General features: G+C 45.3%; 22 protein-coding genes and 3 tRNA genes. 24 read left to right on the forward strand and 1 reads right to left on the reverse strand.

The annotated features are described in order from the left end of the window. Positions 1-82 precede the first annotated feature (82 nt). From IPO96_03520 to IPO96_03610, 19 genes are all read left to right on the forward strand, one after another. Positions 83-745, forward strand: coding sequence for an ABC transporter ATP-binding protein (locus IPO96_03520; protein ID QQS65416.1), 663 nt, complete (start codon positions 83-85; stop codon positions 743-745). Then, positions 742-2691, forward strand: coding sequence for an ABC transporter permease (locus IPO96_03525; GenBank protein QQS64619.1), 1950 nt, complete (start codon positions 742-744; stop codon positions 2689-2691). The genes IPO96_03520 and IPO96_03525 overlap by 4 nt, the downstream gene beginning before the upstream one ends. A 246-nt stretch (positions 2692-2937) precedes the next feature. Then, positions 2938-3014, forward strand: a tRNA-Gly gene (locus tag IPO96_03530). A gap of 343 nt (positions 3015-3357) precedes the next feature. Further along, on the forward strand, positions 3358-4068 hold the full coding sequence (locus IPO96_03535; protein QQS64620.1) for a hypothetical protein: 711 nt from the start codon (positions 3358-3360) through the stop codon (positions 4066-4068). Positions 4069-4102: 34 nt separating this feature from the next. After that, positions 4103-4176 (forward strand) — tRNA-Cys (locus IPO96_03540). 33 nt (positions 4177-4209) lie between these two features. Beyond that, positions 4210-4295 (forward strand) — tRNA-Leu (locus IPO96_03545). 176 nt (positions 4296-4471) lie between these two features. Then, positions 4472-5869 carry an aldehyde dehydrogenase gene (locus IPO96_03550; protein ID QQS64621.1) on the forward strand — a complete coding sequence of 466 codons (1398 nt, stop codon included), beginning with the start codon at positions 4472-4474 and terminating at the stop codon, positions 5867-5869. A 295-nt stretch (positions 5870-6164) separates the two neighbouring features. Continuing rightward, positions 6165-7607 (forward strand): methionine--tRNA ligase, encoded by a 1443-nt coding sequence (locus IPO96_03555; protein ID QQS64622.1) that lies wholly within the window; start codon positions 6165-6167, stop codon positions 7605-7607. A 320-nt stretch (positions 7608-7927) separates the two neighbouring features. Continuing rightward, entirely contained in the window at positions 7928-8701 is a 774-nt protein-coding gene (locus tag IPO96_03560) for a TatD family hydrolase (GenBank protein ID QQS64623.1), read from the forward strand. Continuing rightward, positions 8698-9066, forward strand: coding sequence for a hypothetical protein (locus IPO96_03565; protein QQS64624.1), 369 nt, complete (start codon positions 8698-8700; stop codon positions 9064-9066). Before IPO96_03560 ends, IPO96_03565 begins: the two co-directional genes overlap by 4 nt. A 9-nt stretch (positions 9067-9075) precedes the next feature. Then, positions 9076-9441 carry a hypothetical protein gene (locus IPO96_03570; GenBank protein ID QQS64625.1) on the forward strand — a complete coding sequence of 122 codons (366 nt, stop codon included), beginning with the start codon at positions 9076-9078 and terminating at the stop codon, positions 9439-9441. 3 nt (positions 9442-9444) lie between these two features. Then, a complete protein-coding gene (locus IPO96_03575; protein QQS64626.1) occupies positions 9445-10572 on the forward strand; it encodes a cysteine desulfurase in 1128 nt (375 codons plus the stop codon). Between the two features lie 165 nt (positions 10573-10737). Then, entirely contained in the window at positions 10738-11571 is an 834-nt protein-coding gene (locus IPO96_03580; protein QQS64627.1) for a hypothetical protein, read from the forward strand. Between the two features lie 36 nt (positions 11572-11607). Beyond that, positions 11608-12225 (forward strand): hypothetical protein, encoded by a 618-nt coding sequence (locus IPO96_03585; protein QQS64628.1) that lies wholly within the window; start codon positions 11608-11610, stop codon positions 12223-12225. Between the two features lie 6 nt (positions 12226-12231). Continuing rightward, positions 12232-12900 (forward strand): hypothetical protein, encoded by a 669-nt coding sequence (locus IPO96_03590; GenBank protein ID QQS64629.1) that lies wholly within the window; start codon positions 12232-12234, stop codon positions 12898-12900. Beyond that, positions 12897-14324: a sodium-transporting two-sector ATPase gene (locus IPO96_03595; protein ID QQS64630.1), complete on the forward strand. Its 1428-nt coding sequence runs from the start codon at positions 12897-12899 to the stop codon at positions 14322-14324. The genes IPO96_03590 and IPO96_03595 overlap by 4 nt, the downstream gene beginning before the upstream one ends. A gap of 144 nt (positions 14325-14468) precedes the next feature. After that, positions 14469-15326 (forward strand): F0F1 ATP synthase subunit gamma, encoded by an 858-nt coding sequence (locus IPO96_03600; protein ID QQS64631.1) that lies wholly within the window; start codon positions 14469-14471, stop codon positions 15324-15326. A gap of 20 nt (positions 15327-15346) precedes the next feature. Beyond that, positions 15347-16630: a F0F1 ATP synthase subunit beta gene (locus IPO96_03605; GenBank protein ID QQS64632.1), complete on the forward strand. Its 1284-nt coding sequence runs from the start codon at positions 15347-15349 to the stop codon at positions 16628-16630. Positions 16631-16632: 2 nt separating this feature from the next. Beyond that, positions 16633-16974, forward strand: a complete 342-nt coding sequence (locus tag IPO96_03610) for a hypothetical protein (protein QQS64633.1) — start codon at positions 16633-16635, stop codon at positions 16972-16974. On the opposite strand, the gene IPO96_03615 is transcribed toward IPO96_03610, so the two are convergent. Beyond that, positions 16971-18014: a hypothetical protein gene (locus tag IPO96_03615; GenBank protein ID QQS64634.1), complete on the reverse strand. Its 1044-nt coding sequence runs from the start codon at positions 18012-18014 to the stop codon at positions 16971-16973. The two genes, IPO96_03610 and IPO96_03615, sit on opposite strands and share 4 nt — an antisense overlap. 140 nt (positions 18015-18154) lie before the next feature. Between IPO96_03615 and IPO96_03620 the strand changes: the two genes are divergently transcribed. The 5 genes from IPO96_03620 (at position 18155) to IPO96_03640 (ending at position 24393) form a co-directional block, all read left to right on the forward strand. Beyond that, positions 18155-18847, forward strand: coding sequence for a hypothetical protein (locus tag IPO96_03620; protein ID QQS64635.1), 693 nt, complete (start codon positions 18155-18157; stop codon positions 18845-18847). A 36-nt stretch (positions 18848-18883) separates the two neighbouring features. After that, on the forward strand, positions 18884-19669 hold the full coding sequence (locus tag IPO96_03625) for a hypothetical protein (GenBank protein ID QQS64636.1): 786 nt from the start codon (positions 18884-18886) through the stop codon (positions 19667-19669). A 493-nt stretch (positions 19670-20162) separates the two neighbouring features. After that, positions 20163-21443 carry a hypothetical protein gene (locus tag IPO96_03630; protein ID QQS64637.1) on the forward strand — a complete coding sequence of 427 codons (1281 nt, stop codon included), beginning with the start codon at positions 20163-20165 and terminating at the stop codon, positions 21441-21443. A 569-nt stretch (positions 21444-22012) separates the two neighbouring features. Beyond that, a complete protein-coding gene (locus IPO96_03635) occupies positions 22013-23263 on the forward strand; it encodes a hypothetical protein (GenBank protein ID QQS64638.1) in 1251 nt (416 codons plus the stop codon). A 74-nt stretch (positions 23264-23337) separates the two neighbouring features. After that, positions 23338-24393 carry a hypothetical protein gene (locus IPO96_03640; protein ID QQS64639.1) on the forward strand — a complete coding sequence of 352 codons (1056 nt, stop codon included), beginning with the start codon at positions 23338-23340 and terminating at the stop codon, positions 24391-24393. The last annotated feature ends 130 nt before the right edge of the window (positions 24394-24523 follow it).

Genomic DNA, 24523 nt, shown 5'->3' on the forward strand with positions numbered 1-24523 from the left:
TATTGCTCAAATTACAGAAGTTCTAAGAAAACTCCAACACGAGATTCGTGACAGAAAAACAAAACGTGAGTACGGCGATGTAGTGGTTAATGTTCAGGGGGTCAACAAGGTTTACAAAGTCGGACGCGACAAAGTAGAGGCGTTAAAAAATGTTTCCCTAGAAGTGATGCAGGGTGAATTCTTAGCTCTAACCGGTACTAGCGGCTCTGGAAAGAGTACGTTGCTGCAGCTAATTGGCGGTCTGGATAAAGCCACTAGCGGTATTTTAACGGTTAATGGTGACGATATATCTAAACTCAAAGACCGTAAATTGGCCGAGTTTAGAGGTCGAACAATCGGATTTGTTTTTCAGTTCTTCTATTTGCAGCCGTTTTTGAATCTTGGACGCAACTTAGAAGTTCCGGGCATTTTTGCGCGCACTAAGCCTCGTTTGCGACAGGCAAAGGCGATGGAACTGGCGGAGAAAGTTGACCTTTCAGATCGAATCAAGCACTTACCAAATGAGCTGTCTGGTGGACAAATGCAGCGCGCTGCGATTGCTAGAGCCTTACTTAATAATCCCAAAATAATCTTAGCCGATGAGCCAACGGGCAATCTTGATCGCAAAAACGCTTTTGCCATCATGGATCTTCTCTCGAGCGTTAGAGATACTTTCGGAACGACAGTTATTGTAGTAACGCACGATGCCGAACTAGCAGCTAGAGCTGATAGAGAAGTAAAACTGCAGGATGGAGAAATTGTATGATTCGAGTAGCAGACTCTTTCTTGCTTGCCAGAACAAAACTAAACAGCAGAAAAATCCGGCTGATTATAACAATAATTGTTGCAGGACTACTCTTTGTCGGCTTGTTTTTGGCTTCTTTGATTTTCAATGGAGCGATGAAAAGTGTCGAAAAGTTTGGTGAAGATGGCTTCGGCAAAAGGTATATCACAAGAATCGATTCAAGCCCTTTTGGGGATGATTTTACGCTTCTAAGTGACTCAGACCTACTGGCAGACGCCAAACAAGCCGACAAAAATCTAGTAGAAGCTAAGACCGCTGAAGCAAGACGGTTAGGGATAGATTACGATCCTAAGACAGAAGTACTTTCTGTTAACGATCAAGCGATCGGCCCGATCGGTAAGCCAATGGTTCAAGAAACTCCTCAGAGTTCTCCGCTGATCAAAGCCAAAAGAGCCGAAGCTTCAAAAGCTTTTTTCGAGGCAACTGATGAAGTCGAAAAATCATATAAGACAGTCGGGTCGTACTGGATTGTTTCGCTTACAGGTATGAATTATGGGGCACCTTCACAGAACTTAGACTCAACTTCGATGTCCATAATCAGTGGCGGTAAGGAAGATTCAGAGGCGACTGGCAGCAGTATGATACAACCACCCTCAGGACTTAAAAGCTTTAGTCAGGGACTCAACGCCGCAAGTAGCGGTTTGCTAAGCGCTTTCTTGCTGCCGAATCAGGCTCTTAGCTCAGGGCCTGGTGAGCCGATAGCTGTAATTGCTCCGTTTTCTGCCGCAGAAGAAGCTTTGGGATTAGCTAAGCTACCACAGTCGAGTACAACATCCGCGAGACTAGAACGACTTAAAGAGGTTCGGACAAAAGCTGCAGGCATAACTTTCCAGGTTTGTCTAAGGAACTCGACTTCATTGTCCAGACAATCCGAAGCGCAGTCGGTAGCAGAGCAGCTTGAGAGAAACAAGAATAACAAAGAATACATTAAGCCAGAACTAATTTACGCTAAGAGCGACAAACCTTGCGAGGATGTTGTTGTTAGTAGAGACGTTCGCAGCGCTGACAGCAAAGCAATCGATCTAAAAAAGGAGCAGTTTGACGCGAAGTTTGGCAAGCAGCTTGCTAAACAGCGGATTGCAAGCTTCAAGATTGTGGGTATTGCGCCCGACCCACCAGATTTTTCTGGAGCTTTTTCGGTGTCTAGTCTTATATCGTCATTACTAGTCTCGAATCTCGGCAGTGGCTGGTTTATGCCTTTGGAATCCAAAGATAAGATTCCGGAGTACTCTGAGATTTTTGATCAAATAGGTAAGGTCAACCAATTTTCAGTAAATAAGCTGTTTGAGTTTGCTTCAGCCGATGAGGCCAGGCGTTTTAGTAAAGAAAAAAGCTGCGATCTAGGCACTATATTTGGTGATCCAGCTCAGGCCATAAATGGTTGTAAGGAACGGGGGACACCATTTTTTCTTAGCGGATTTGGCAGTAACAGTGTTGCGCTAGAAAGCGCCAAGAAATCATTCTCGGTTGGGTTTATTAGGGTGGCTTTGGTCGTTGCAGCAATATCTGTGATTATTACTATGGGGACGATAGGCAAAGTAATTGCCGATAGTCGGCGTGAAACGGCCGTGTTCCGCGCGATAGGTGCTAAGCGTTTAGATATTGCGCAGGTATATATGACCTATGCGCTAATGCTTGGAATAATTGTGGTTGTTTTTGCAGCAGGTGTGGCATGGCTTTTGGCGTCTTTGGCACAATCTAGGTATGCCAGTTCGATCACAATTGATGCTCTGACTGCTTTTAATTCGACTAATTTGTCGAGAAAATTTGAACTAGTTGGCATAGACTTTATGCAGCTCGCTAGCATATCCGTTTTGGTTTTGGCAGGGGCGCTTTTGAGCGCTGTTGGGCCGCTGGTCTCTAATCTCAAGCGCAACCCCATCAAAGACATGCGCGACGAGCGCTAAAGTTACTTCCTATTTGGCTTACAATACCGTCAGCATCGGGGCTTAATACATTTTAGCCCAACTAAGTAATTTTGTGATTGTCCGAGCCAGGTTTTTCATATATAATCTGTATCTGTTAGATATGGAATTAGGTTATTGTGCCCGACAAAAGAGGGGATTGTTTTGTCGGAAGGCCGCGAAAATTTTGTAACGTAATTGTAAACAAAAAGTCACGTCTTTTGTTTACATAACGGTAACTAAATTTTCGCGGGTTTAGCTCAGTTGTTTAGAGCGCTTCCTTGCCAAGGAAGAGGTCGAGAGTTAGAGTCTCTTAACCCGCACCAAGTTAAGGCCCCACCAAGCGTGGGGTTTTTACTTGGTTTGAATTAAGTTACTCTCAGATTCTCGACCTAGAGGTCGAGAGTGAGAAAGTCCAGTGGACTTTTGCAAGGAAACTTACTGATGAAAACTTGTTTTCAATCACGTAATTTCGGGCCCGCGGAACGTGGGAGAGTCTCTTAACCCGCACCAAATATCTGAATTATGAGCCGAAAGGCTCTTTTTCTTTGCCTCAACGATGGTTTTAGAGGGACCGTTTAGCACATAGGACAGCTTTTTATCCTTTAACTCAATGTTTGAAATCTCGTTATTTTGCAAAAATAGTATTTTAGTTATAAAATAAGATTTATGTCCATTTATGATTGGGAGAGGGAATCCTTTACTCCTCCTTATGATCAATATTTAGAGGTTAATGAACTTCAAGCCCCGATTCAAGCAGAGCGTCGCTTGTTAGGAGGTTTCCTTAGAGGGTCAATATTGCCGCTATCTGTTGTTGCGGCTTGCGCTGTTTCTTTTACTGCCGGTAAAAGCTGGGCAGAACCGGATACAAGCAGACGAGATGCGGCAGGGATCACTTCCGAACTAAAAGATCAGGCAAGATCGGTCGTAGAACTAGAAGGCTCTATTTCTTTCCTTGCACATAAACTTACTGGAGAGGATGTCGCTGTACGTTGCGAGAACATAGGCAGGAGTAGCCAATTCGCTGGATACAAGGTCAGTGGTATGTACACAAGAACTGTTGCAGGCAAAAGTCCCAAGATTACACTGACACCAGAAATTTGCCTCGGCATTATCTATAACACATCTATGCCGTACTCTGCGGACGATCCGACTAAGTGGGGGGATACGAATGCTATTCTATCCGTACGAGTTATTGCCCACGAAATTGCTCACGTTAGCGGGATCTCAGATGAGGGTGAAGCAAATTGCCGCGGTGCTGAGTATTTTCACGCTGTTGCACATGGGCTAGGTATCCGTGCGGCGATCGAGGTTGCCGATCCAAAGGAGCTGTATGCAAAAAGTGCTGCCCCTGCCATATATCATTCTGCTGGTTGCTAAACAAAACTATTAATGGGTTATAATAAGCTGTAATGGCGCCTTGGCCGAGAAGTTAGGCAGAGGTCTGCAAAACCTCGTAGGCGGGAGCGTTACCCGCAGGTGCCTCCAAAGCTCTTTAAAAAATAATAAATTTGACAATTCGGGCGAGTGGTGGAATGGTTTACACAGAGGACTTAAAATCCTTGCCGCTAAAACGGTTGTGGGTTCGAATCCCACCTCGCCCACCATTTCAGAGAAAAAATCCAAATCTGCGCCCAGACTTTTGCATTTTTGGATTTTTACCCCCGCCGAATTTCTTTTTTGGATTTGGAAAAAGTCCGGTCGGGCAGTTTGCTGCCGCATTGCGGCAAATGTGCGGGAGTAGTGTGCGACGTATCACTGATTAATATGATATTATTTGACCATGAAACTTGCCTCTACCAATCCAGCGGATAGTTACAAAATTATTGGTTATGTCGATGTATCTACACCAGAGGAAATAAAACAAAAGGTAGCCAGTGCTCAGAAAGTGAAGACCATATGGAAGGAGCTAGGCGTTACTGCTCGTATCGAACTTCTGCGCCCAATCCAAGCTGAATTTCGAGATCGTGCAACTGAGATCGCCGAGCTTATTAGCCTTGAAACAGGTAAGCCTATTGTCGAAGCACTGAGTGAAGCAGAACGCTATACTAATATTGAACTTGGCTGGTTCCTAGAAAACGGTTTGAAGGCTCTTGCTGGCGAAACTGTTTTCGAAGACGATGAGTCACGCCACTATATTGTCTACGAACCGCATGGCGTTGTCGCAGCAATCGCACCGTGGAACTTTCCTTTTGGCATGGCGATATGGGGCATTTTCCCTAATTTGATTGCCGGAAATACAGTTGTCTTTAAAATATCGGAAGAATGCCCATTAGTTGGTAAACTCATTGAACAGATTATCACCAGTCACAACTTGCCTGAAGGTGTGTTCGGCGAAGTGTACGGCGACGGCAAAGTCGGAAAGTTGCTTACAGAACAGGACATCGACCTTATATGGTTCACTGGTAGCACAGCCACAGGTAAGGCGCTGTACAAAACCGCAGCTAACAAATTCATAAAAGCTGTTCTTGAAATGGGTGGCTCGAGCCCTTGTGTTGTTTTTGATGATGTGGATATAGCTGAAGCAGCACCTATTATTTTTAGTGGGCGTTTCCAGCATAATGGCCAAGTGTGTAGCGCACTAAAACGCCTCATAGTGCACGAAGATATTGCTGATAAATTGTTATCCGAGCTAAAAATGCTTCTTGACCAACAGAAAATAGGTGATCCACTTAATCAAAGCTTTAATCGTGGTAGTTTAGTTGCTGAGCGGCAGGTGACACTCTTGCAAGAGCAATATAACGACGCACTTGTTAAAGGTGCCAAAATCGCTGCTCAAACTAAAGTACCCAAAGACCTCAAAGGCGCGTTTTTCCCGCCCACACTCCTTACTAACGTCACAAGAGATATGCGCGTCTGGAAAGAAGAAGTCTTTGGGCCAATATTTCCAATTGTTACTTTTGCAACAGAGGCAGAAAGCGTGGAATTAGCTAACGATACACTTTATGGTTTGACTGCACGCGTTATGTCAAAAGACATTGATCGGGCCAGGAGAGTTGCAGCAAAAATTGATGCTGGTACAGTAAGCCTAAACCTTGAATCACGGTTCCTACCAGCTGATCCATTCGGGGGTTATAAAAATTCTGGTATGGGACGCGAACGCGGTATTCATGGGTTACGAGAATTATGCCAAATTAAAGTTATGCAGGAAAACAAAAGTATGCAAGCCGGCGAAGGTTAAACGCGCACTACTTCCTCGCATTTGCCGCAAAGCGGCAGCGAACCGACCGCCCAGACTTTTTCCAAATCCAAAAAAATTCGGCGGGGGAAAGTTCAAAAAATATGCAATAGTCGGGGCGGTCGGGGCGTAGTGGGCGCAAGCCTGCACCCACTTGCGTTACTCACCATTTTTCCTCAAAATAGGTTCTAGCGGAGTTGTAGAACTTCACCAAATATGAAGCCAGCATAAGCTGGTTTTTTTGTTGATTAGAGTAAACTTGAGAGGAAAAATAAATATTTTGTTATACTAAAAACAGATGAAAAAAGCATACTACGTTACAACTTCTATACCATATGTGAATGGCGACCCTCACATTGGTTTTGGCATGGAGATTATCCAAGCTGATGTACTGGCACGCTATGCCAGGCAGCAGGGTAATGAGGTGCTATTCTCCACCGGAACAGATGAACACGGCACAAAAGTAGCCGAAAAGGCGATCGAGGAAAACAAAGACGTTGTTGAATTTGTACAAGAAAAGTCTGACAGTTTTAGAGAGCTATGCAAAGCGCTGAACATCAGCAATGATCGCTTTATTCGTACCACTGACAAAGGTCATGAGCAGCGCTCGCAGATTATCTGGCAGAATCTAAAAAAAGGCGACATTTACAAAGGTAAGTACGTAGGTTGGTATGATGTTCGACAGGAGGAATTTGTCACCGAGAGCCAGGCCGATCCAGAACGTATGAAGCCCGATCATCCTCAAGCCTACCGCAAACTCGAAGAAGAAAACTACTTCTTTAAGCTCAGTGCCTACACCGAAGAAGTTAAGCAAGCCATTAAAAGTGGTAAGTTTGAGATTATCCCTCAAAAACGCCGTAATGAGATTTTGGCAGTGCTAGAGAAAGGCTTAGAAGACATTAGTGTGTCTAGGCCAAAAGACAAGATAAGTTGGGGTGTGCCTGTGCCGGGTGATGACACCCAAGTAATGTACGTTTGGTTTGAGGCGCTGATGAACTACATCACGGTACTTGGTTACCCGGAATTCGATGATTTTAAGAGGTTCTGGCCAGCCAACGTGCAAGTAATCGGCAAAGATATTATTCGTTTTCATGCGGCGATTTGGCCTGCAATGCTACTGAGTCTTGGACTTAGTTTACCTAAAAAGCTTTATGTTCACGGATTCATAAATGTTGACGGCCAAAAAATGAGCAAAAGTATAGGCAATGTTATTGCACCAAAAGAGATCCTTGGTAAGTACGGCGTAGATACATACCGCTACTTTTTCCTACGCCACACTAGCAGTAGTGACGACGGTGATTTTACATGGGACAAGTTGGCTAAGGCTTACAACGGCGAACTGGCTAACGAACTTGGGAATGCTGTTAGCCGTGTGGCAAGCATGATAACGCGTTACCAAGCAGGCGTGATAGGCGACGTGCCAGAAAGCAAGCACGATCGTCGTGAGTATGACGCAGCAATGGAAAAATGCCAATTCGACATTGCGCTCTCGGAGGTTTGGGAGCAAGTTCGGGGTCTAAATCAGTTTATCGACGAAACCAAGCCCTGGGTGATAGCAAAGGAGCAAGATCCGGAGCATCTACAAGATGTACTGGCGCAGGCCGTCAGCGATCTGCTACAGGTAGCTGAGCTATTGGTACCGTTCATGCCAGACACAGCAAGCAAGATTGAGCATATTTTTGTTAAAGGCGTAGTGCGCATGCCGAAAGAGAATTTATTCCCAAGACTTGAAATCGGGTGAGTTGATAGTTGATAGAAGAGACAAGAAGCAAGAGACAAGAGATAAGACGCAAGAGTCATGAGCCAAGAGCCAAGAGCCAAGAGCCAAGAGCTAGGGACTAGGGTCTAGGGTCTAGGGTCTAGCAGGTATTACCCCGTACCCTGTACTGCGTACCCCGTACCTCCTAGGGACTAGGGTCCAGGGTCTAGGGACCAGTTTATAGTTTATAGTTAATACTTGATACTATCTTTGTTTAGAATTTAGTGCTTAGGATTTAGAATTTATGCTAACTACTTGCTACTTTCTACTAACTACTTTTAAATGTCAGGAGGGCGCTATAGATGGAATTATTTGATACGCATTGCCATGTTCATTTTGCGGATTATAAAATTGACGTCCAGCAGGTCAGTAAAAACTCGCTGGCCGCAGGCGTAAAATATCAGATGCTAGTGGGCTGTACCTTAGAGGACAGTATCGCAGCCTTTGATTATGCCAAAAAAACAGGCGATCTAAAAAGCTATATCAGTATTGGACTGCATCCACACGAAGGTTCAGTATATGCTGGCGATGAGCTGGCGTTGGCTGAATTTAGCGAGCTTGCTACGCGTCCCGAGGTGGTTGCAATTGGCGAAACGGGTTTAGATTATTACTATAACCACTCTGATCGAATAACTCAGGAGAAACTTTTTCGTTTTCAGCTTGATCTGGCCGCAAAGCATGATTTGCCGCTTATTTTTCATGTACGCAGCGCTTTTACTGAATTTTTTGAGATACTTGATACTTACCAAAATATCCGAGGCGTGGTACACTGTTTTAGCTCAGGTGAGGCAGAGCTTCACGAAATTCTTAAACGGGGTCTGTATGTTGGGCTAAATGGCATTATGACATTTACGCACGACCAGGGGCAGCTCGCAGCGGCCAAAAAAGTACCACTGGATCGGTTACTTCTTGAAACTGATTCGCCATACTTGACTCCTAAGCCCTTTCGTGGTACAATCTGTGAGCCCAAGCATGTGGCAGTAACGGCCGAGTTTTTAGCTTCATTAAGAGGAGAAAAACTCGAAGATTTAGTAGCTACTACCACGGCAAATGCAATAAAATTATTCAAACTATGAAACAACCCAAACTACCAAAAATACTCAGCCGAACCGAGAGTGATCCCGGGCTTGTTTATGAAGGCAGAAAAAATCGCGAAACTATTCTTAGGCATTCAGTATTCCTTTTGAAAAGAAGCGTTAATGGCATGTACGAAAAACGAGGACAATTTGGTAGTTTTGTAAAGGCCGGAGACAACCCGGTAGTAGAGCGCCAGGCCTCCAATGTAATCGATATTTCTACTCAACGTCAGCTCGGCGGCATAACTGCTCCCGCGGAGCCTGCAATTGGTCATGATGACTATTTGAGCGGACTTCAGGCAGCGGTCGAAGCTGCTGCCAACGAAAGCACCGCAGCCATTACTCCACTAGATAAAGCAGCTTAAGGACATTTGATGTTAAACCAGTTGTTCAAAGTTTCGAAGAACGATGACACCGTGTCAAAACGAGCGGCGATTCAACGCAGTTTGCTTCGAAAAGAGGCAGCCATTGGTGGTGAGCTTTTTGGCCCGGTTCCTGAAGGCGGCCGAAGAGAGTTTTTCTGTCTTGATGAGCATACTTGGATTTGGCATGAAGAATGGCTAGACCAGAGCGGTCAGCGCCGAATTCGTACGACTCGTTACGTTATACGCGAGGATTCGATAATCAAAAAACAGGATAACGGTGAGTATCATTTGGTGAGTTTGTCTGAGGCTGAGAACTTGCTTAAAGCTGCCGAAACCTATCAGCGCCGAGTATCAAAAGAAGTTTACGGAGTTTAGGCATTGGCGGTCTATCTGGATTATGCAGCCGCGACACCGGTCGATAAGACGGTGTTGGCAGCGATGATGCCTTATTACAGCGAAAAATTCTACAATCCGTCTGCTATTTATTTGGCGGCACGAGAATGTCGAATTGAACTAGAAGATTTCAGGGCTAGAACCGCAAAGGTAATCGGAGCCAGTCGTAATGAGATAGTTTTTTGTGCTGGTGCAAGCGAAGCCAACAATCTAGCATTAAATGGGGTGGTTGGAGCTTATGGAGGGAATGTTATAAGCTCGGCCATTGAGCATGATTCGGTTATAAAAAATCATAATTTATTACCTCGACAACAGCTGACTGTAGACAAGAAAGGTCGGCTAAATATCACTAACTTGAAGAGTAGGATAGATGACCAAGTTAGCCTAATTTCGGTTGCGCATATTAGTAATGAATTGGGAGTGGTACAGCCGCTTAACGCAGTTAGCGAGCTGGTCGCTGAAGTTCGTAAAGACCGTCAAAAAAGAGGTGTTAAGCTACCGCTTTTGCTTCACACAGACGCATCACAATCGCTGTATTTAGATGTGCATGTTAGCCGCTTAGGTGTTGATCTAATGACAATAAGCGGTGGTAAGATGTACGGGCCTAAGCAATCGGCGGCCCTGTATGTCCGTGCTGGCATTGTGCTAACGCCACAAATAGTTGGCGGTGGTCAGGAGTTTGGTTTGAGAGCTGGGACTGAATCATTGGCGCAGATATGTGGTTTTACTACGGCTTTGGAGTTAGCGAATAAACGGGCTCAATTGGAGAACAGACGACTTTCTGACCTGCGGGCGATATTCGTGAACAATCTTGAAAATCTAGGCGGGCAAGTTTTAGGTCATGAAAAATACCACACGCCTCATATTGTAAGTGTTCGTTTTTCGGGCTTCGACAACGAGCGGTTAGTAATGGAGTTGGATGAAGCTGGCGTACAAGTTGCAAGTGGATCTGCCTGCAAAGCATCTAGCGGAGAGAGCTCAACAGTTCTTAAAGCGATCGGACTATCCGAAAAAGAAGCCGGCGAAGTGCTGCGGTTCTCGTTTGGATTAATGACTACTGAAGAGCACATAAGCCAGGCAATCTTAGCTCTGACAAAGATTCTAAGAGACTGAATGCCTTTTAGCAAAGTTGTTAATAACAAAAAAGACGACATAAAAACTACGATCGTAGAAAAAATGTCGTCATTATATTTTGTAGGGGCTTGCAAAAAGACTTAAGGAGGGTATACTAGCATTGTAGGATTAAAAACAAAAAACAAAAAAATGAAATTTCTCAAAATGTCACACTTGATAACACGGAGGCGTATTAGTGCTTTGTTTGGTCTTTTTGCTCTGATTATTATTTCGTTAAGCCACCCTTTAAGCGCTCAATCTGTAACTCAAGGTTATACTTTTGATGGTGTAGCGCAGCGTGGGATGGTTGTATCTTTGAAACAAGACGACGCTAGTAAGATCGAGCTTTCTACCCTAGACAATGCTACGCAGGCACACGGAGTGATTGTTGATCCGAATGATTCGCCGGTGACTATCAGTAGCGAGAATCAAAAAGTCTTTGTTGCTACAGTCGGCCGTTACGATGTTTTAGTTAGCGACCAGAACGGACCGATTGCACCAGGTGATTACTTAACGCTTTCAGCAGTCGAAGGTATCGCAATGAAAGCCGACGAAAATCAATATGTAAGTGTCGGCAAAGCGCTGACGGCGTTTGATGGCAAAACTACGGTTGTAAGCACAGTAGATCTCAAGGATTCTTCTGGAGGCGTCCAAAAAGTTAGCATTGGGCGTGTTCAGTTAGACATTGGCATCGGCTCAAATCCGCTGGCCCGTCCCAAGCAATCCAATTTGCCTGAATATCTGCAAAAAATGGCCGATGGCATCGCCGACAAGCCAGTCAATTCAATCCGTATTTATCTGGGTCTTATATTGTTGGCTGTGTCAGGGACTATCGCTGGCAGCCTAATCTACGGCGGTGTTAGAAGTAGTTTAATTTCAATTGGTCGCAATCCTTTAAGCAAAAAATCCATCATTCGCGGCTTGATACAGGTTATCATTACTAGCATTATGATTTTGGTTGTGGGCATTTTTGGGGTATATTTATTAATAAAGCTTTAGCTATATTTTTAAATTTTTGGTGGGAGTAAAAAAAGTATGAGTCTCGGTGTTTTGGTGGGAGCACTTATGGCAATAGCGGCTGCCGTTGGCGGCTTTGTTTGGTACTATCTAAAAAATGACGACGTAAAGGCCGGGAGTACTGTTAAAGATGACTATGCATCACTAGCCCAAAAAGATGTAGAACATATCTTTAATGATCAGTTTCGTGAAGAGTTAAGAAATCGAGGACGCTTGCACTTTGAAAAGATAATTGGTGAAAACGCCATGTTCTTACAGCAAGATCTACGGCTTACAACCTCTCAGCTTAATGAATTTATGAAAACTGAGATTACGCGTACTCTCAAAGAAGAGTTTGCGCGCTATGAGGAGTCAATTAATGATGCGAAACAATTGGCAATCGACTCTATCCAAAAGACTCAAAAGACAATCGAAGAACAGCGTGAGGCATTAACTAAACAGATTGAAGTACAGTTGTCAGCCGAAAAAAGCCGACAACTGGCAAGATTCGAAAAACACATGGCCGATATCGTCAATCATTACGTCTTGCAGGCTATTGGCGATCAAATTGACCTAAACGACCAGCTTGACTTTATTCTCGGAAACCTCGAGGAAAACAAGCAAGCTCTAATTCAGGATATTACCGAGGGGGCGTAAGAGGCAGTGGAAAAAGTCGATTTCATACTACCCTTAAGCGTAGCGACACCAACTGATTTGGGACGGTTGTTACGTGAGGCTGAGTCTCTACACGATTTTCTAGAGCAAGCTGCAATCCGTAAGACAGGCGAACCGATGAAGATGCCTAAGACTAGCCGAATGCTAGACGAACTAATGCAGACCAACAAAATGAACGGATTACAAAGTACAGAACGCCAAAAACTGATTAAATGGCTAACCGCAATTAAGAAAAAAGCCCCAGTTGTACATATTAGTTTTGGCGCTGACCCTAGCCCAGTATTTCTACAAAAACTAGTAGCTTGGTTCCGCCAAAATATTCATCAATTCTTGATGATTCGGGTCGGTTTGCAGCCAAACATAGGTGCAGGTTGTATGATCAGGACCAACAATAAGGTTTTTGATATGAGCCTGAGGCAATATTTCAAGAAGCACTATCAGTACTTCGTCGATCATCTGCACGCTGTTATGGAAGATCCCAAGTCGAGCCAAGAGTCACCAGCCACCAGCCAACAGCTAACAGCCGACGGCCAACGGCCACCAGCCGACGGCCAACAGCCACCGGCCAGCAGTCACCTGCCAACAGCCGACGGCCAACAGCAACCGGTCGATAGTCAGCAGTCGTCGGTAAACAGTAAACAAGGTACTAAAAAGTGAGCGCTGGCCAACACTTTGACAAACTAGTAGCAGCCGGCAATCCGGTTGGTGAAGTTGTTGCAGTCGATAAGTTCTTGGTGCGGATTCATGGCCTGCAGCCGTGCCAGATTCACGCTCTCGTATTATTTGATGATGGCAGCAAGGGCTTTGTTCATCAGGTGCTAAAAGACGAGGTAATCGTGCTGCATCTTGGCGATCACAACCTAACAGTCGGGATGATCGCAGTAATCCAGCATCAAGAACTTGTCAGTAAAGTCGGCAAAGATTTTATCGGCAGAGTCATATCGGTCCAAGGCGAGCCATTAGATGGAAAAGGTCCGATTGCAGCTGATAGCGTTTGGCCTGTGTTCCGTACTGCGCCGCCATTGTACGCCAGGAAGCTGTTAGACACACAGCTAGAAAGCGGAGTGATTGCGATTGACTCATTGTTCCCGATTGTCCGTGGACAGCGTATGGCACTACTGGGTGACAGTAAGTCTGGCAAAAGTACTCTCGTAACTCAACTTACTATAAACCAACAAAACACTGATCAAGTGGTTGTGTTTGTGTTAATTGCCAAGAGACGTACCGATGTTGATACGCTATTGAGTCGCCTCAATGACAGCAAAGGCCTGGACAAGGCAGTGGTTATAGTCTCGACAATGTTTGAGAGTTTGATAGCCAGCTATATCGCTCCTTACGTAGGTGTGGCGATGGCCGAGTACCTTTGGCAGGAGCTGGGCCAGGATACGATCATTATTTATGACGATCTTACTAGTCATGCCCACGCATACCGAGAGGTGGCTCTCATGAGTGGCGTTAGCCCAGGTCGAGATAGCTATCCTGGAGACATGTTCTACGCCCATTCTAGCCTTTTGGAGCGCGCCGGGCGCCTTGACAGCAACGCTGCTCATCTAACTAGTATCCCGCTAGTCAACGCCGCAGGAGGCGACATTACAGCCTACCTGCCAACAAACATCATGTCTATTACTGATGGACAGTGGATTTTGGACATGGATATTTTCCGAAACGGGATTAGGCCGGCCCTAAACATTGGTCTGTCGGTGACTCGTGTTGGTGGAGTCGGTCATAATAAACGCCAAAAAGGTTTGGCTGCGCAAACGCTAAAGATACTAGCAGATTATCGTCAAGCCGAAGAGTTTTCTCACTTCGGAAGCGAACTTGCACTTGAGGCAAAGCATGCGCTTGAAGTTGGCAAAAATCTCTTTTCGGTAATGACACAGAGCCCGACAGATACCTATTCTTTTGTGGCGCAGGAACTGATGCTTGATATTGTGCTTAATCTAAAAACAGAGGAAAAACTCGATGTCTCGCAGCTAAAACTCAATGTGAAAGAATTCGCCGCCAAAATTACCAAAGACGAGGAATTTGAGAAAGTGCGCGATGAGCTGAAGGCTAAATGCATAGTGGAGCTAAAGAAATAATATGAGAATAAAGAGTATTGAGTATAGAGACAGCAAGAAGGTTGAATTTTCAATTTTCAATTCTCAATTCTCAATTTTCAACAACTTACGTCTATCTACCATCTACCATCTACCATCTGCTACTTTAACGTCGGAGGCGTCAAGATGAGGCGACCCAACGAAATCGAACGCGAGGAAAAAGCTATGGCTACCCTAACGGAGTTAACCAGTGTATTCGAGGGTATTGCTAGTATGCGCATCGCACAGGTCAAAAACCAGGTGCTACAAGCGACAGAGTTTTTCAATGAGCTATGGCATATTTATTCTCAGATCAGAGTCAGCAGTTACTTCGGTTTTGGTCGTTCACAGTCTGAGGAAAAAGTCATTGAGAAGGAACTGTTTATTATTATTACCGCTGAAGGCGGTTTCTCGGGTGATATTGACCAAAAACTTATCCAATTAATGCTCAAAAGCTATGATCCGGCCAAAAATGCTATCGTCGTAATTGGTCACCATGGCGCTCTACAGCTAAGTCAGCGCAATATTTCTTACGAAAAGTATTTCAAATTGCCAGAAAAAGATACCGACATTAACGTGGAAGAAATTATTGAAGAGGTAAAAAAGTATAAACAAACCAGTGTCTATTATCAGGAATACGTCTCGCTAATGGTGCAGGATGTGAAAAAAATTGAGCTTTCAAGCGCAGTCCAAAATCAGGGAAAACAAGCCAGTGAGGCCGAGGAATTTATCAGCGAGGAAAATTATATCTTTGAACCCAGTAGCTATGATGTAGTAGACCACCTCGAAAGCTCAATGATGAAAATCGCCATGAGCCAATTAATCCTAAATTCCAAGCTCGCACAGTACGCTTCTAGGTTTAGGGCTATGAGCGCCTCGCATACACGTGCCGAGGAGGGCAAGGCCGAGCTACATCTGTTATACAACCGCGCAAGGCGTGCTATAAAAGATGAGCGTCTCAAAGAGATTATCAATGGCATGAGAAAGAGCAGGGCTACCGTATGAGTACTGGTTATGTGGTGTCAATGAAAGATCTAGTAGTCAAGGTTCAGTTTGACGACAGTCCGCCATCTATTGGCGAGCTAATCGTCGTTGATAATGAGAAGAGGACCAAACTTCTAGTTGATCACTTAGAAACTGGTGGCATCGCTTTTTGTTTGAATGTACGAAGCGATCGTGCAATCCAGAAGGGAATGGCCGTTCTGACTACTGGCAAGGGGATAGAGATTCCAGTCGGGCAGCCAACTATTGGCCGTATTCTTGACGCACTTGGTGATCCTCTAGACGGCCAGCCGGCAGTTGTGGCCGAAGGATTGGTGTATAAAGACATCTTGGCGCTCCCGCCACGGACAACTGATTTTAGCGTTGCCAAGCCAGAGATTTTGGAGACCGGTATCAAAGTTATCGATTTCTTCACACCTTTTGTGAAAGGCCGCAAAATGGGAATTATCGGCGGTGCTGGTGTTGGTAAGACGGTTCTAACGATGGAGCTTATAAATAACATTGCCCGCAGCGGTTCTGGCCTGTCTTACTTTGCAGGAATTGGTGAGCGTATTCGTGAAGGCCATGAGCTTTGGGACACCTTAAGAGAGAATGATCTACTGAAAAACACTTGTATGTTCTTCGGTCAGATGAATGAGAATCCGGTTCAGCGTAGTTTGATTGGTGTTTCGGCTGTTGCTAGTGCCGAGTACTTCCGTGACAGTGAGCACAAGGATATTTTGTTCTTCGCGGACAATATCTATCGTTTCATCCAGGCACGAAACGAGCTTGCAACAATTCTTGATCAAGTTCCAAACGAAGGTGGTTACGAACCTACTATTTTTTCTGATATCAAGGTATTGCAAGACAGACTAAGCTCCAATGAGAATGGCTCTATCACATCTGTGCAGACTATTTACGTGCCAGCAGACGACCTTTCTGACCCAGCGGTGCAGCTGATTCAACATGAGTTAGACGGTACAATCGTGCTTAGCCGTAAAGTTGCCGAGCAAGGAATAAGACCAGCTGTTGACCTTGCAAAATCTAGCTCTAGTCTACTAACTCCCGATGTAGTCGGTGAACGTCACTACGTACTAAGCGTTCAGGTATTGGCCTTGCTACAAAAATACGAATCCCTCAAGAGCATTATCGCAATTATTGGTGAGAACGAGCTCTCGGCGGCTGATAGAGCCGATTATGCCAAGGCTAAGAAATTAATCGCTAACTTTACTCAAAATATGAATGTTATGGAAAAGCACAACGGCATTAAGGGTGATTATTTCACCCGTGAACAAACTCTACAGAGCATAGAAGAAATAATTGTTTAATTATGGGTGATCTAACGACAGACAAGCCAGCCAAGGACGTTTCCAGCGGTAAGCCGACCGATAAAACAGCCACTGATCTGCCAAAACAGAACATACCAGCTGGTAAAATGCATGTAAAAATTTATGCACCATTTAAAACATATTTTAATGGACTAGCGGAGAGCGTCAGTGCTGAAAATTTGACTGGACCTTTTGATATTCTGGCAGGTCACAAAAACTTTATGACACTACTTAGCCCATGTGAGATTATGATCCGAAACGACAAGAAGGAAAGCCGTATCAAAATAAACCAGGCAGTCATGCACGTAAAATCCAACGAGATAATTGTCTTTTTGGATGTTTAGTCAATTACGATAAAGTCGAATGAGAACGAACTAGGGCTTGGCGCATTAACGCAGGCGATAGAAAAACCAGTCGAAGTCCTAGAAACTACATACCAGCCGATATTGGCAGCACTTGATCCAACAGGAGTAATAATGACGTGCGGTATGCCGTTAAAAGCTTTGGCAAATGTGATTTGGGCTAACACACCGGCTGGGGAGCCGGTGCCAACGTTTACGCCTACTGTTCCAGCGGTATCGGTGCCGCTTATCGAGACAGTACCGCCGCTACCTAGCGCGGTTCCGCCGTTTACTCTTGGAGTGCTGCCGCCTGCATCTATGTGGTTGCTAATCTGTAGGTCGCCGCTTAAGTTTATTCTATCGATATTGATACTGGGCGCACTTATTGGGCCGGCAAAGTTGGCTGATCCAGATACAGTTAGGCCTTTTTGGACTATCAGCTGACCGTTGATTGTGCCATCTCCCGATAGCCCAAGCTGATTCATGGTTACATCATCAAGCGTAGACTTACCGGAAACACTAATGCCGGGCAAAGACAATGCGCCGCCAACTTTAATGATGCCAGCGACGTCAAGATCGCCGCGGATAAGGGTAGTGCCGTTAAAAACGGTGTTAGATTCGATCGTCAAAAGGGACTTAGGGTCGCCAACTTTGATTTCGTTGCTAGATAGTTCCTTGAGCTTTTCTGGAGTTAGGGTCTGCGTCTGAGTAGTTGGCTTTTGCTCGGCCTTTTTGCCTTGTAAGTAAGCGATAGCACTAATTACGGCTGCGACTATAACTATAAAAATAAACAGTACGAGGTATAGGTTTAAACTGCTGATAAAATTTCGGATTTTACCGTTGGAACTCTTCTTTGGCGCCTCGCCGCCAGCTTTTTGGGGCGCGGCCTGTCCTCCGGTTGCATCCTGAACTTCCGGTGTTGCATCGGGGCTAGTTTCGGTAGACGGCTCTGTGGCAGCTGGTGCTGGTTCTGAGGTCGTCGATGCAGTCTGGTCAGGGACCGGACTCGCTTGTGCTGGTGTTTCTGGTTTTTTTTCTTCCACCCTTGTTTCTCTCTATTTCAATCTAGCTATTATTATAAGACATATACGTTCAAAAACATAAACAGTTTGCCATATTTTAACTCAGTTGAGATAATTACATCGTAACGTCTTCTGACAAAACATAAACGTCACGGAGAAGAATGTCCAGATACGAATACCAAAGGAGTTATTACCATAAACGCTTAAAGGCCCGCAAGGTGAGGCTGGTAGCGATGGTATTTGCTATGGGTTTAGTTTTGTTTTTTGCTTTTCTAATCTATGATCGCTTCAAACAGAAACCGATTGAAGACAAAAAACCCGAAAGTACAACTAGCGTTTCTGCCAATGAAGGTGCCCAAGTAAGGCTTTTTACTACAGAATTTTTCCAATTTCAAGCAGATAACAAGTGGGTCGAAATCCCTGAGGCAAGCACCAAAAATAAGTTTGTTTTTAAGGCTAAAAATGGCCCGCTGGTTGAGCACCAACTAGCAGTCTATGTCAACGAAATTCCACCTCCGTCAGACTACTTCGGTACTCGGCTGGTAGCAGTAGATGTTCTGCCAGAAGGGCGGTTTACCAATATAGATAGTGTTTCAGAACATTGCAAAAAAGCTGCTCCTGCTGGGGCCAAAAATGAGCCGCTATTGCTAAAGTTTTTGGACGTGAAGATTAATTGCAACGTTGGCGGTACTAACTATAGGGTATTGGTCGGTGTTAGAAATGGGACCAACTCTATAGAGATGAAACGGCCAAATGGCGAGAATGCAACATATACTTTGGTTTATGACGACGTGACGGCTAACCCTTCCGGTAATCAGATCGGCTACATTTTGCCGACCTTTCAGACAAGGTAAAAAGGCTTATGGTATGATTTATTTGAGTAGAATACTATGCGAACAATAAAAAGTTTTTGGCCAAAAAAATCAGCTATGCTCGTTGCCGTGCTCCTTATGGCTAGTTTTTCTAATGCTTACGCCCAGTATTCATCTGGTAGTTATAAGGTTGAAGAGGCCACCTTTGGAACAGGAGGTGAGTTAGATACCAGCTCGGCTAGTTACCGAGCGCAGGGTGCTGCAGGAGTTTTGGGGGTAGGCGATGCCTCTAGCGCAAGCTACGACGCCACAGCCGGGCTAATAACCCCCAACCAAGAGTACTTAGAGTTAAATGTCGAAAATGTGACGATTAATCTGGGCGAACTTGACCCTACAACCACTAAGTTTGGGGCGGCTCAAGGAGGGGTGTGTAACTGCTCATTTTTTGTAAGAACCTATCTGTCAGATCAATATGTAGTAACAACTATGAGCGAGCCGCCAACTAGCGAAGCTGGGGTAATCCTGGCCGCCAAAACAACGCTCGGTATCCCTAGTTCAAGCGATGCAGTCGAGGAGTTCGGTATCAATCTCGTTGCCAATACAAGCCCTGGTTCGATGGGGGCAAACCCGGTTAACGTTCCTGACGGAACTTTTGCCGATGGGAAGGCAGAAACTGGCTACGATACGGTCAATCAATACAAGTACAACAAGGGCGACATTATCGCGCGTAGCGCTGCTACCTCAAGCAATCAAGCTACCGGCCAGACCAATTACACCATAAGCTACATTGTTAAAAGTAAAACTACCACTCCTGCTGGGCTTTACTCTATGTCACATGATATTGTGGCGACCGCACTTTATTAGGGACGAGTTTATTTAAGAGCCAAGATTAGGTTTGAGGTTATAGGTTAGAGGTTATAGTGATTAGAGCTACGGACTAGTAGTTAGTAGTTGGTAGTTAGTAGTTGGTAGTTAGTAGTTAGTAGTTAGCAAATATTACCCCGTACCCTGTACTGCGTACCCCGTACCTCCTAGGGCCTAGGGACGAGTTTATAGTTTATAGTTGATGGTTTATGGAAGAGCCGTGAGGCAAGAGACAAGACGCAAGAGTCATGAGCCAAGAGCTAGGGACTAGGAGCTAGGGTCTAGCGAATACTACCCCGTACCCCGTACTGCGTACCGTCTAGGGACTAGGGTCTAGTTTCGAATTTCGTCCTCACTCCTCACGACTCACTACAATCCTGTGGATAAGTGCTATAAAATATCAAAATTAGCTTGCAATGCCCAAAACGCTCGTGCTAGACTACAGCCGTTAGTTACAAAAACTAAAAAACAAAATAAAAAAAGGAGACCCCTTATGACAAGTACGAAAAACTTCGTACGTCGCAATACTTTTGCGGCCGTTGCGGCGATGTTTGTCTGTGCAGCAATGCTACCGGCACTGCTTTCACGCCGCGCCAATGCTGCTGTTCAGATGACTGAGCGGCAAATAAAACTATCAACATCTAAAGTAAGCGCAACAGATGTTACGCACACAGTAAGCTTCAAGGTCGCTACGACTGGAGCCGTGCAAGGTATCGTTGTTGATTATTGTACTAGCCCGCTAGTAGATACATCATGTACTGCTCCGACAGGTTTGGATACCAAAGCGCCTACAACCTTGGTTCTTGCTAACCAATCAGGTATTTCAGGCTTTTCGATCGTAACAGGCAGCTCTAGCTCCAACAAGGTAGTATTAACTAATGGTTCTGGCGGATCTATTTCAGCTGGAACAACAGTCAGCTTCGATCTTGGATCTAGTGGCGGTACAGACGGAGAAACCAACCCTTCAACTAATGGTAGTTTCTATGCTCGTATTGTAACTTATGCCACTGCGGCTGGTGCAACAGGTTACGTATCTAACGCCATCAATACCGGTGGTACGGCTGTTGACGCTGGCGGTGTAGCCATGAGCACAGCTAACCAACTTACCGTTAACGCTCGCGTTCAGGAAGTCTTGGTCTTCTGTGTTGGTACTGATGACGCTAACGCAGCTAACGATTGTTCAGACATTTCTGGTACGACCGTTGACCTTGGAGTAGTTCAAAGCGGCACGCCGAGTATTTCCCCTGTTGCAACAAGTAGCGGTGGTAACAATAAGAATGGTCTAGCCATGATACGTACAAACGCCGTCAACGGTGTAGTAGTGGATTACTTTGCAGAAGCCGTAACTGGCGATAGTGGTTCAACCCACATGGGTGCGCTGCGTGTATCTGGTTCAACCTGTACTGGCGACGGTACAATTGCTACTGGTAGCAAAACTGACCAATGTTTTAACAGCTCAGGAACAACTCAAGCAGTCTTTGGTACGAGTGACGAAGGTTTCGGTATGACCTCATCCAGTGTTGATACAACAAATGGTACTACTACTAACTTAGTGCGTGACACTGAGTATGATGGTGACGGCACTAACGGTGCTGGTAATGGTTGGGCATGGGCTCAAACTACTCCAGATCGTCTAGCCAGCTCCACAGCTTCAGGTGTTAAAGTTGTAGACGACGAAATGCTGATCTTGCGCTTTGCTGCTCAGGCAGCTGTAACGACTCCAACTGGTCAATACGGCGTAACAAGCACTTACGTAGCAACCTCTAGCTTCTAAAAGCTTAACGTTCGAACAAAAGCTCCGCGAATTAATGCGGAGCTTTTTATGTGTATGCGTTTAGCTAATAGGGGTATAGGACGAGTTTATAGTTTATAGTTGATAGTTGATAGAAGAGCCAAGATTAGGTTAGAGGTTATAGGAAGAGCCAAGATTAGGTTAGAGGTTTATGGAAGAGACAAGATTAGGTTAGAGGTTAGAGGTTATAGTGATTAGTAGGACTACGGACTAGTAGTTAGTAGGTAGTAGTTAGTAGGTAGCAAGTATTACGCCGTACCGCGTACCTCGTACCACGTACCGACTAGGGACTAAAGTCTAGGGAACAGGGTCTATTTTAGAATTTAGTGCTTTGGATTTAGGATTTTATACTTCATGCTTGCTACCAACTACCATCTACCAACTTACCTCATTACTGTGGATAAAGGGTTGCGCTTAAGCTTAAAACTTGCTATAAAGATAGAGCATAACCTAAAACAAAAACATTAATTAAATCAATATTCCAACTACTACAGTGTAGCGGTCGTGCGCTAGTGAGTAGTAGCTCGGAGTAGCGTTTAAAAGGAGCGCTTATGAATAAAACTAACGCCCTCAGTAAGAGGGTGCAACTGCTCGCTTTTGCGGGCCTGATGGTTGCTGCTGCAATTCTGCCGGCATTTGCAAAAATGCGCGTAGAAGCTTATGCACAGCCAAGTGAAAGGTCGATTAATATATCGACTTCAGAAGCGGGTGCGACTGACGTGACTTATACGGTTTCGTTCAAGCCTGCGACTACAATTACAGCACAAGGTATTGTGGTAGAAATTTGCGATAGTCCTTTAGTGGGAACAGTCTGTTCTTCGGCTGGTGGTTCAAGTGGCTTCGACAGTAACGAGGCGAACTTAGCAGTGACAGCTACAGGGCTAACTTTGGATGCGGCAACAGATACAAATACGATCGTACTCACGGGTAGTGCGAGCCTCACAGCGGGCACAGCGTACACAATAACTCTCGGAAATACCGGCGGTAACGATGGCGTAACAAACCCATCTGCTGCAGGTAGCTTCTATGGAAGGATCATCACTTACACTAGCAGTGCGACTGCCGTGGCATACGATTCTTCTACAACGGGTGCAAATAACCCTGGCGCTGCAACAGACGCTGGCGGTGTAGCCATGAGCACAGCTAACCAACTTACCGTTAACGCTCGCGTTCAGGAAGTATTGGTCTTCTGTGTTGGTACTGATGACGCAAACGCAGCTAATGACTGTTCAGATATAACTGGTAATACAGTAGATTTGGGAGTTGTTCAGGCGGGTGCTTTGAGCACTTCGCCAGTAGCTACAAGTCAGGGCGGCAACAACAAGAATGGTCTAGCCATGGTGCGTACAAACGCTGTAAATGGTGTGACTATAGACTACTTTGCTGAAGCAGTAACCGGCGACACAGGCTCAACCCACATGGGTGCGCTCCGTGTCTCTGGAGCAACTTGTACTGGCGACGGTACCTTTGCTACAGGTAGCAAAACCGACCAATGTTTTAACAGTATGGGGCTTACCCAAACTGCGATTACTGACGAAGGCTTTGGTATGACGCTTGACCCTGTTGACACCTCTAACGGTACGACAGCCAACCTAACTCGCGATACTCAATACGACGGTGTCGCAGGCGGATTTGCTTGGTCTGCAACCACAACCGATACTATTGCTAGCTCAACGGCATCTGGCGTAAAAGTTGTTGACGATGAGTTGATGACTTTGCGCTTTGCTGCACAAGCTGCTGTAACAACCCCAACCGGTCAATATGGTGTTACGAGCACCTATATTGCTACAGCATCTTACTAAAAGCTAACAATTGTTTTTGGGCACGATAAAGATAAACGTTTTAGGAAAATGCATTTAATACTACAATATAAGCAATGAGACATAGGTCTAGTAATGCGGTTGTGGTATTTGGGCGGGCAGGAATCTGTTTCCTGCTCGCTCTTTTAATTGTCAATTTTGGCCCGCGCGCCGACGCTGCTGATTTTCAGAACAGGTCGATAAGGTTGTCTTCGCCATCTGCGGGAGAGGCTTCTAATCACACCTTTAGCTTTACGAACCCGACCGTTTCGGTAGTTGGATCAATCGTATTACAATATTGCGCCAATAGTCCGCTTTTTATTGATCCTTGCGCCGCGCCAGCAGGGCTTGATGCGACAGCAGCTAGTTTGGCCAGCCAAACCGGCAATGTCGGATTCGTAAAGGACGCCTCGAGTACAGCCAGTCGTATCGTACTTTCCAGAGCGCCGGCCGGCAGCCTGAGCATCAATAGCAGCTATACCTTAAATAATGTGATCAACCCAACCCTTGCCGACCAAACATTCTTCGGACGCATAAGCATGCACGCAAGTAGTGACGGCAGCGGGCCAGCAATCGATCAAGGTGCGGTAGCATTTTCGACCAGTGGGTCGTTTAATATAGGCGCCTACGTCCCGCCTTTTCTGATCTTTTGTGTAGGTGTTACTGTGGCACCTGATTGTTCGTCTACCACAGGTAATTTAATAGATTTTGGCGTACTGGCACCTACTATAACGGCTTTGGCAACTACGCAGTTTGCTGGAGCAACAAACGATTTTACAGGCTACCAAGTTTTTGTAAACGGCCAAACTATGACATCAGGTAACAATGCTATTCCAGAGCTGACTATTCCAGGATCAAGCAGCCAGGGCGTTAGTCAGTTTGGGCTAAATCTGCGCTTAAACAACGCGCCAGTAGTTGGCAATAACCCATCCGGAAGCGGCACAGCAGTGGTTGATCCTAAATATAACACTTCTAATCTTTTTGCTTTTGGCGATGGCGATAAGGTCGTTAGTTCGCCCATCACAACTGATTTCAATGTCTTCACCCAAAGCTATTTAGTTAACGTCTCAGCCTTACAAAAGCCAGGCGTTTATGCGACAACTCTTTTATATACAGCTGTTGCTAGTTTTTGAGTAGTAAGTCCGCCTAAGTCGGACTAGGAACGAGGGGGGAGTTAGCGGTTAGTAGCAAGTAGTTAGTAGTAAGTAGCAAGCGTTAAATTCTAAATTCTAAAATAGACCCTGGACCCTGGACCCTAGTCCC

The organism is Candidatus Saccharibacteria bacterium, from assembly GCA_016700315.1.
In the GTDB taxonomy this organism is placed as follows: domain Bacteria; phylum Patescibacteriota; class Saccharimonadia; order Saccharimonadales; family SZUA-47.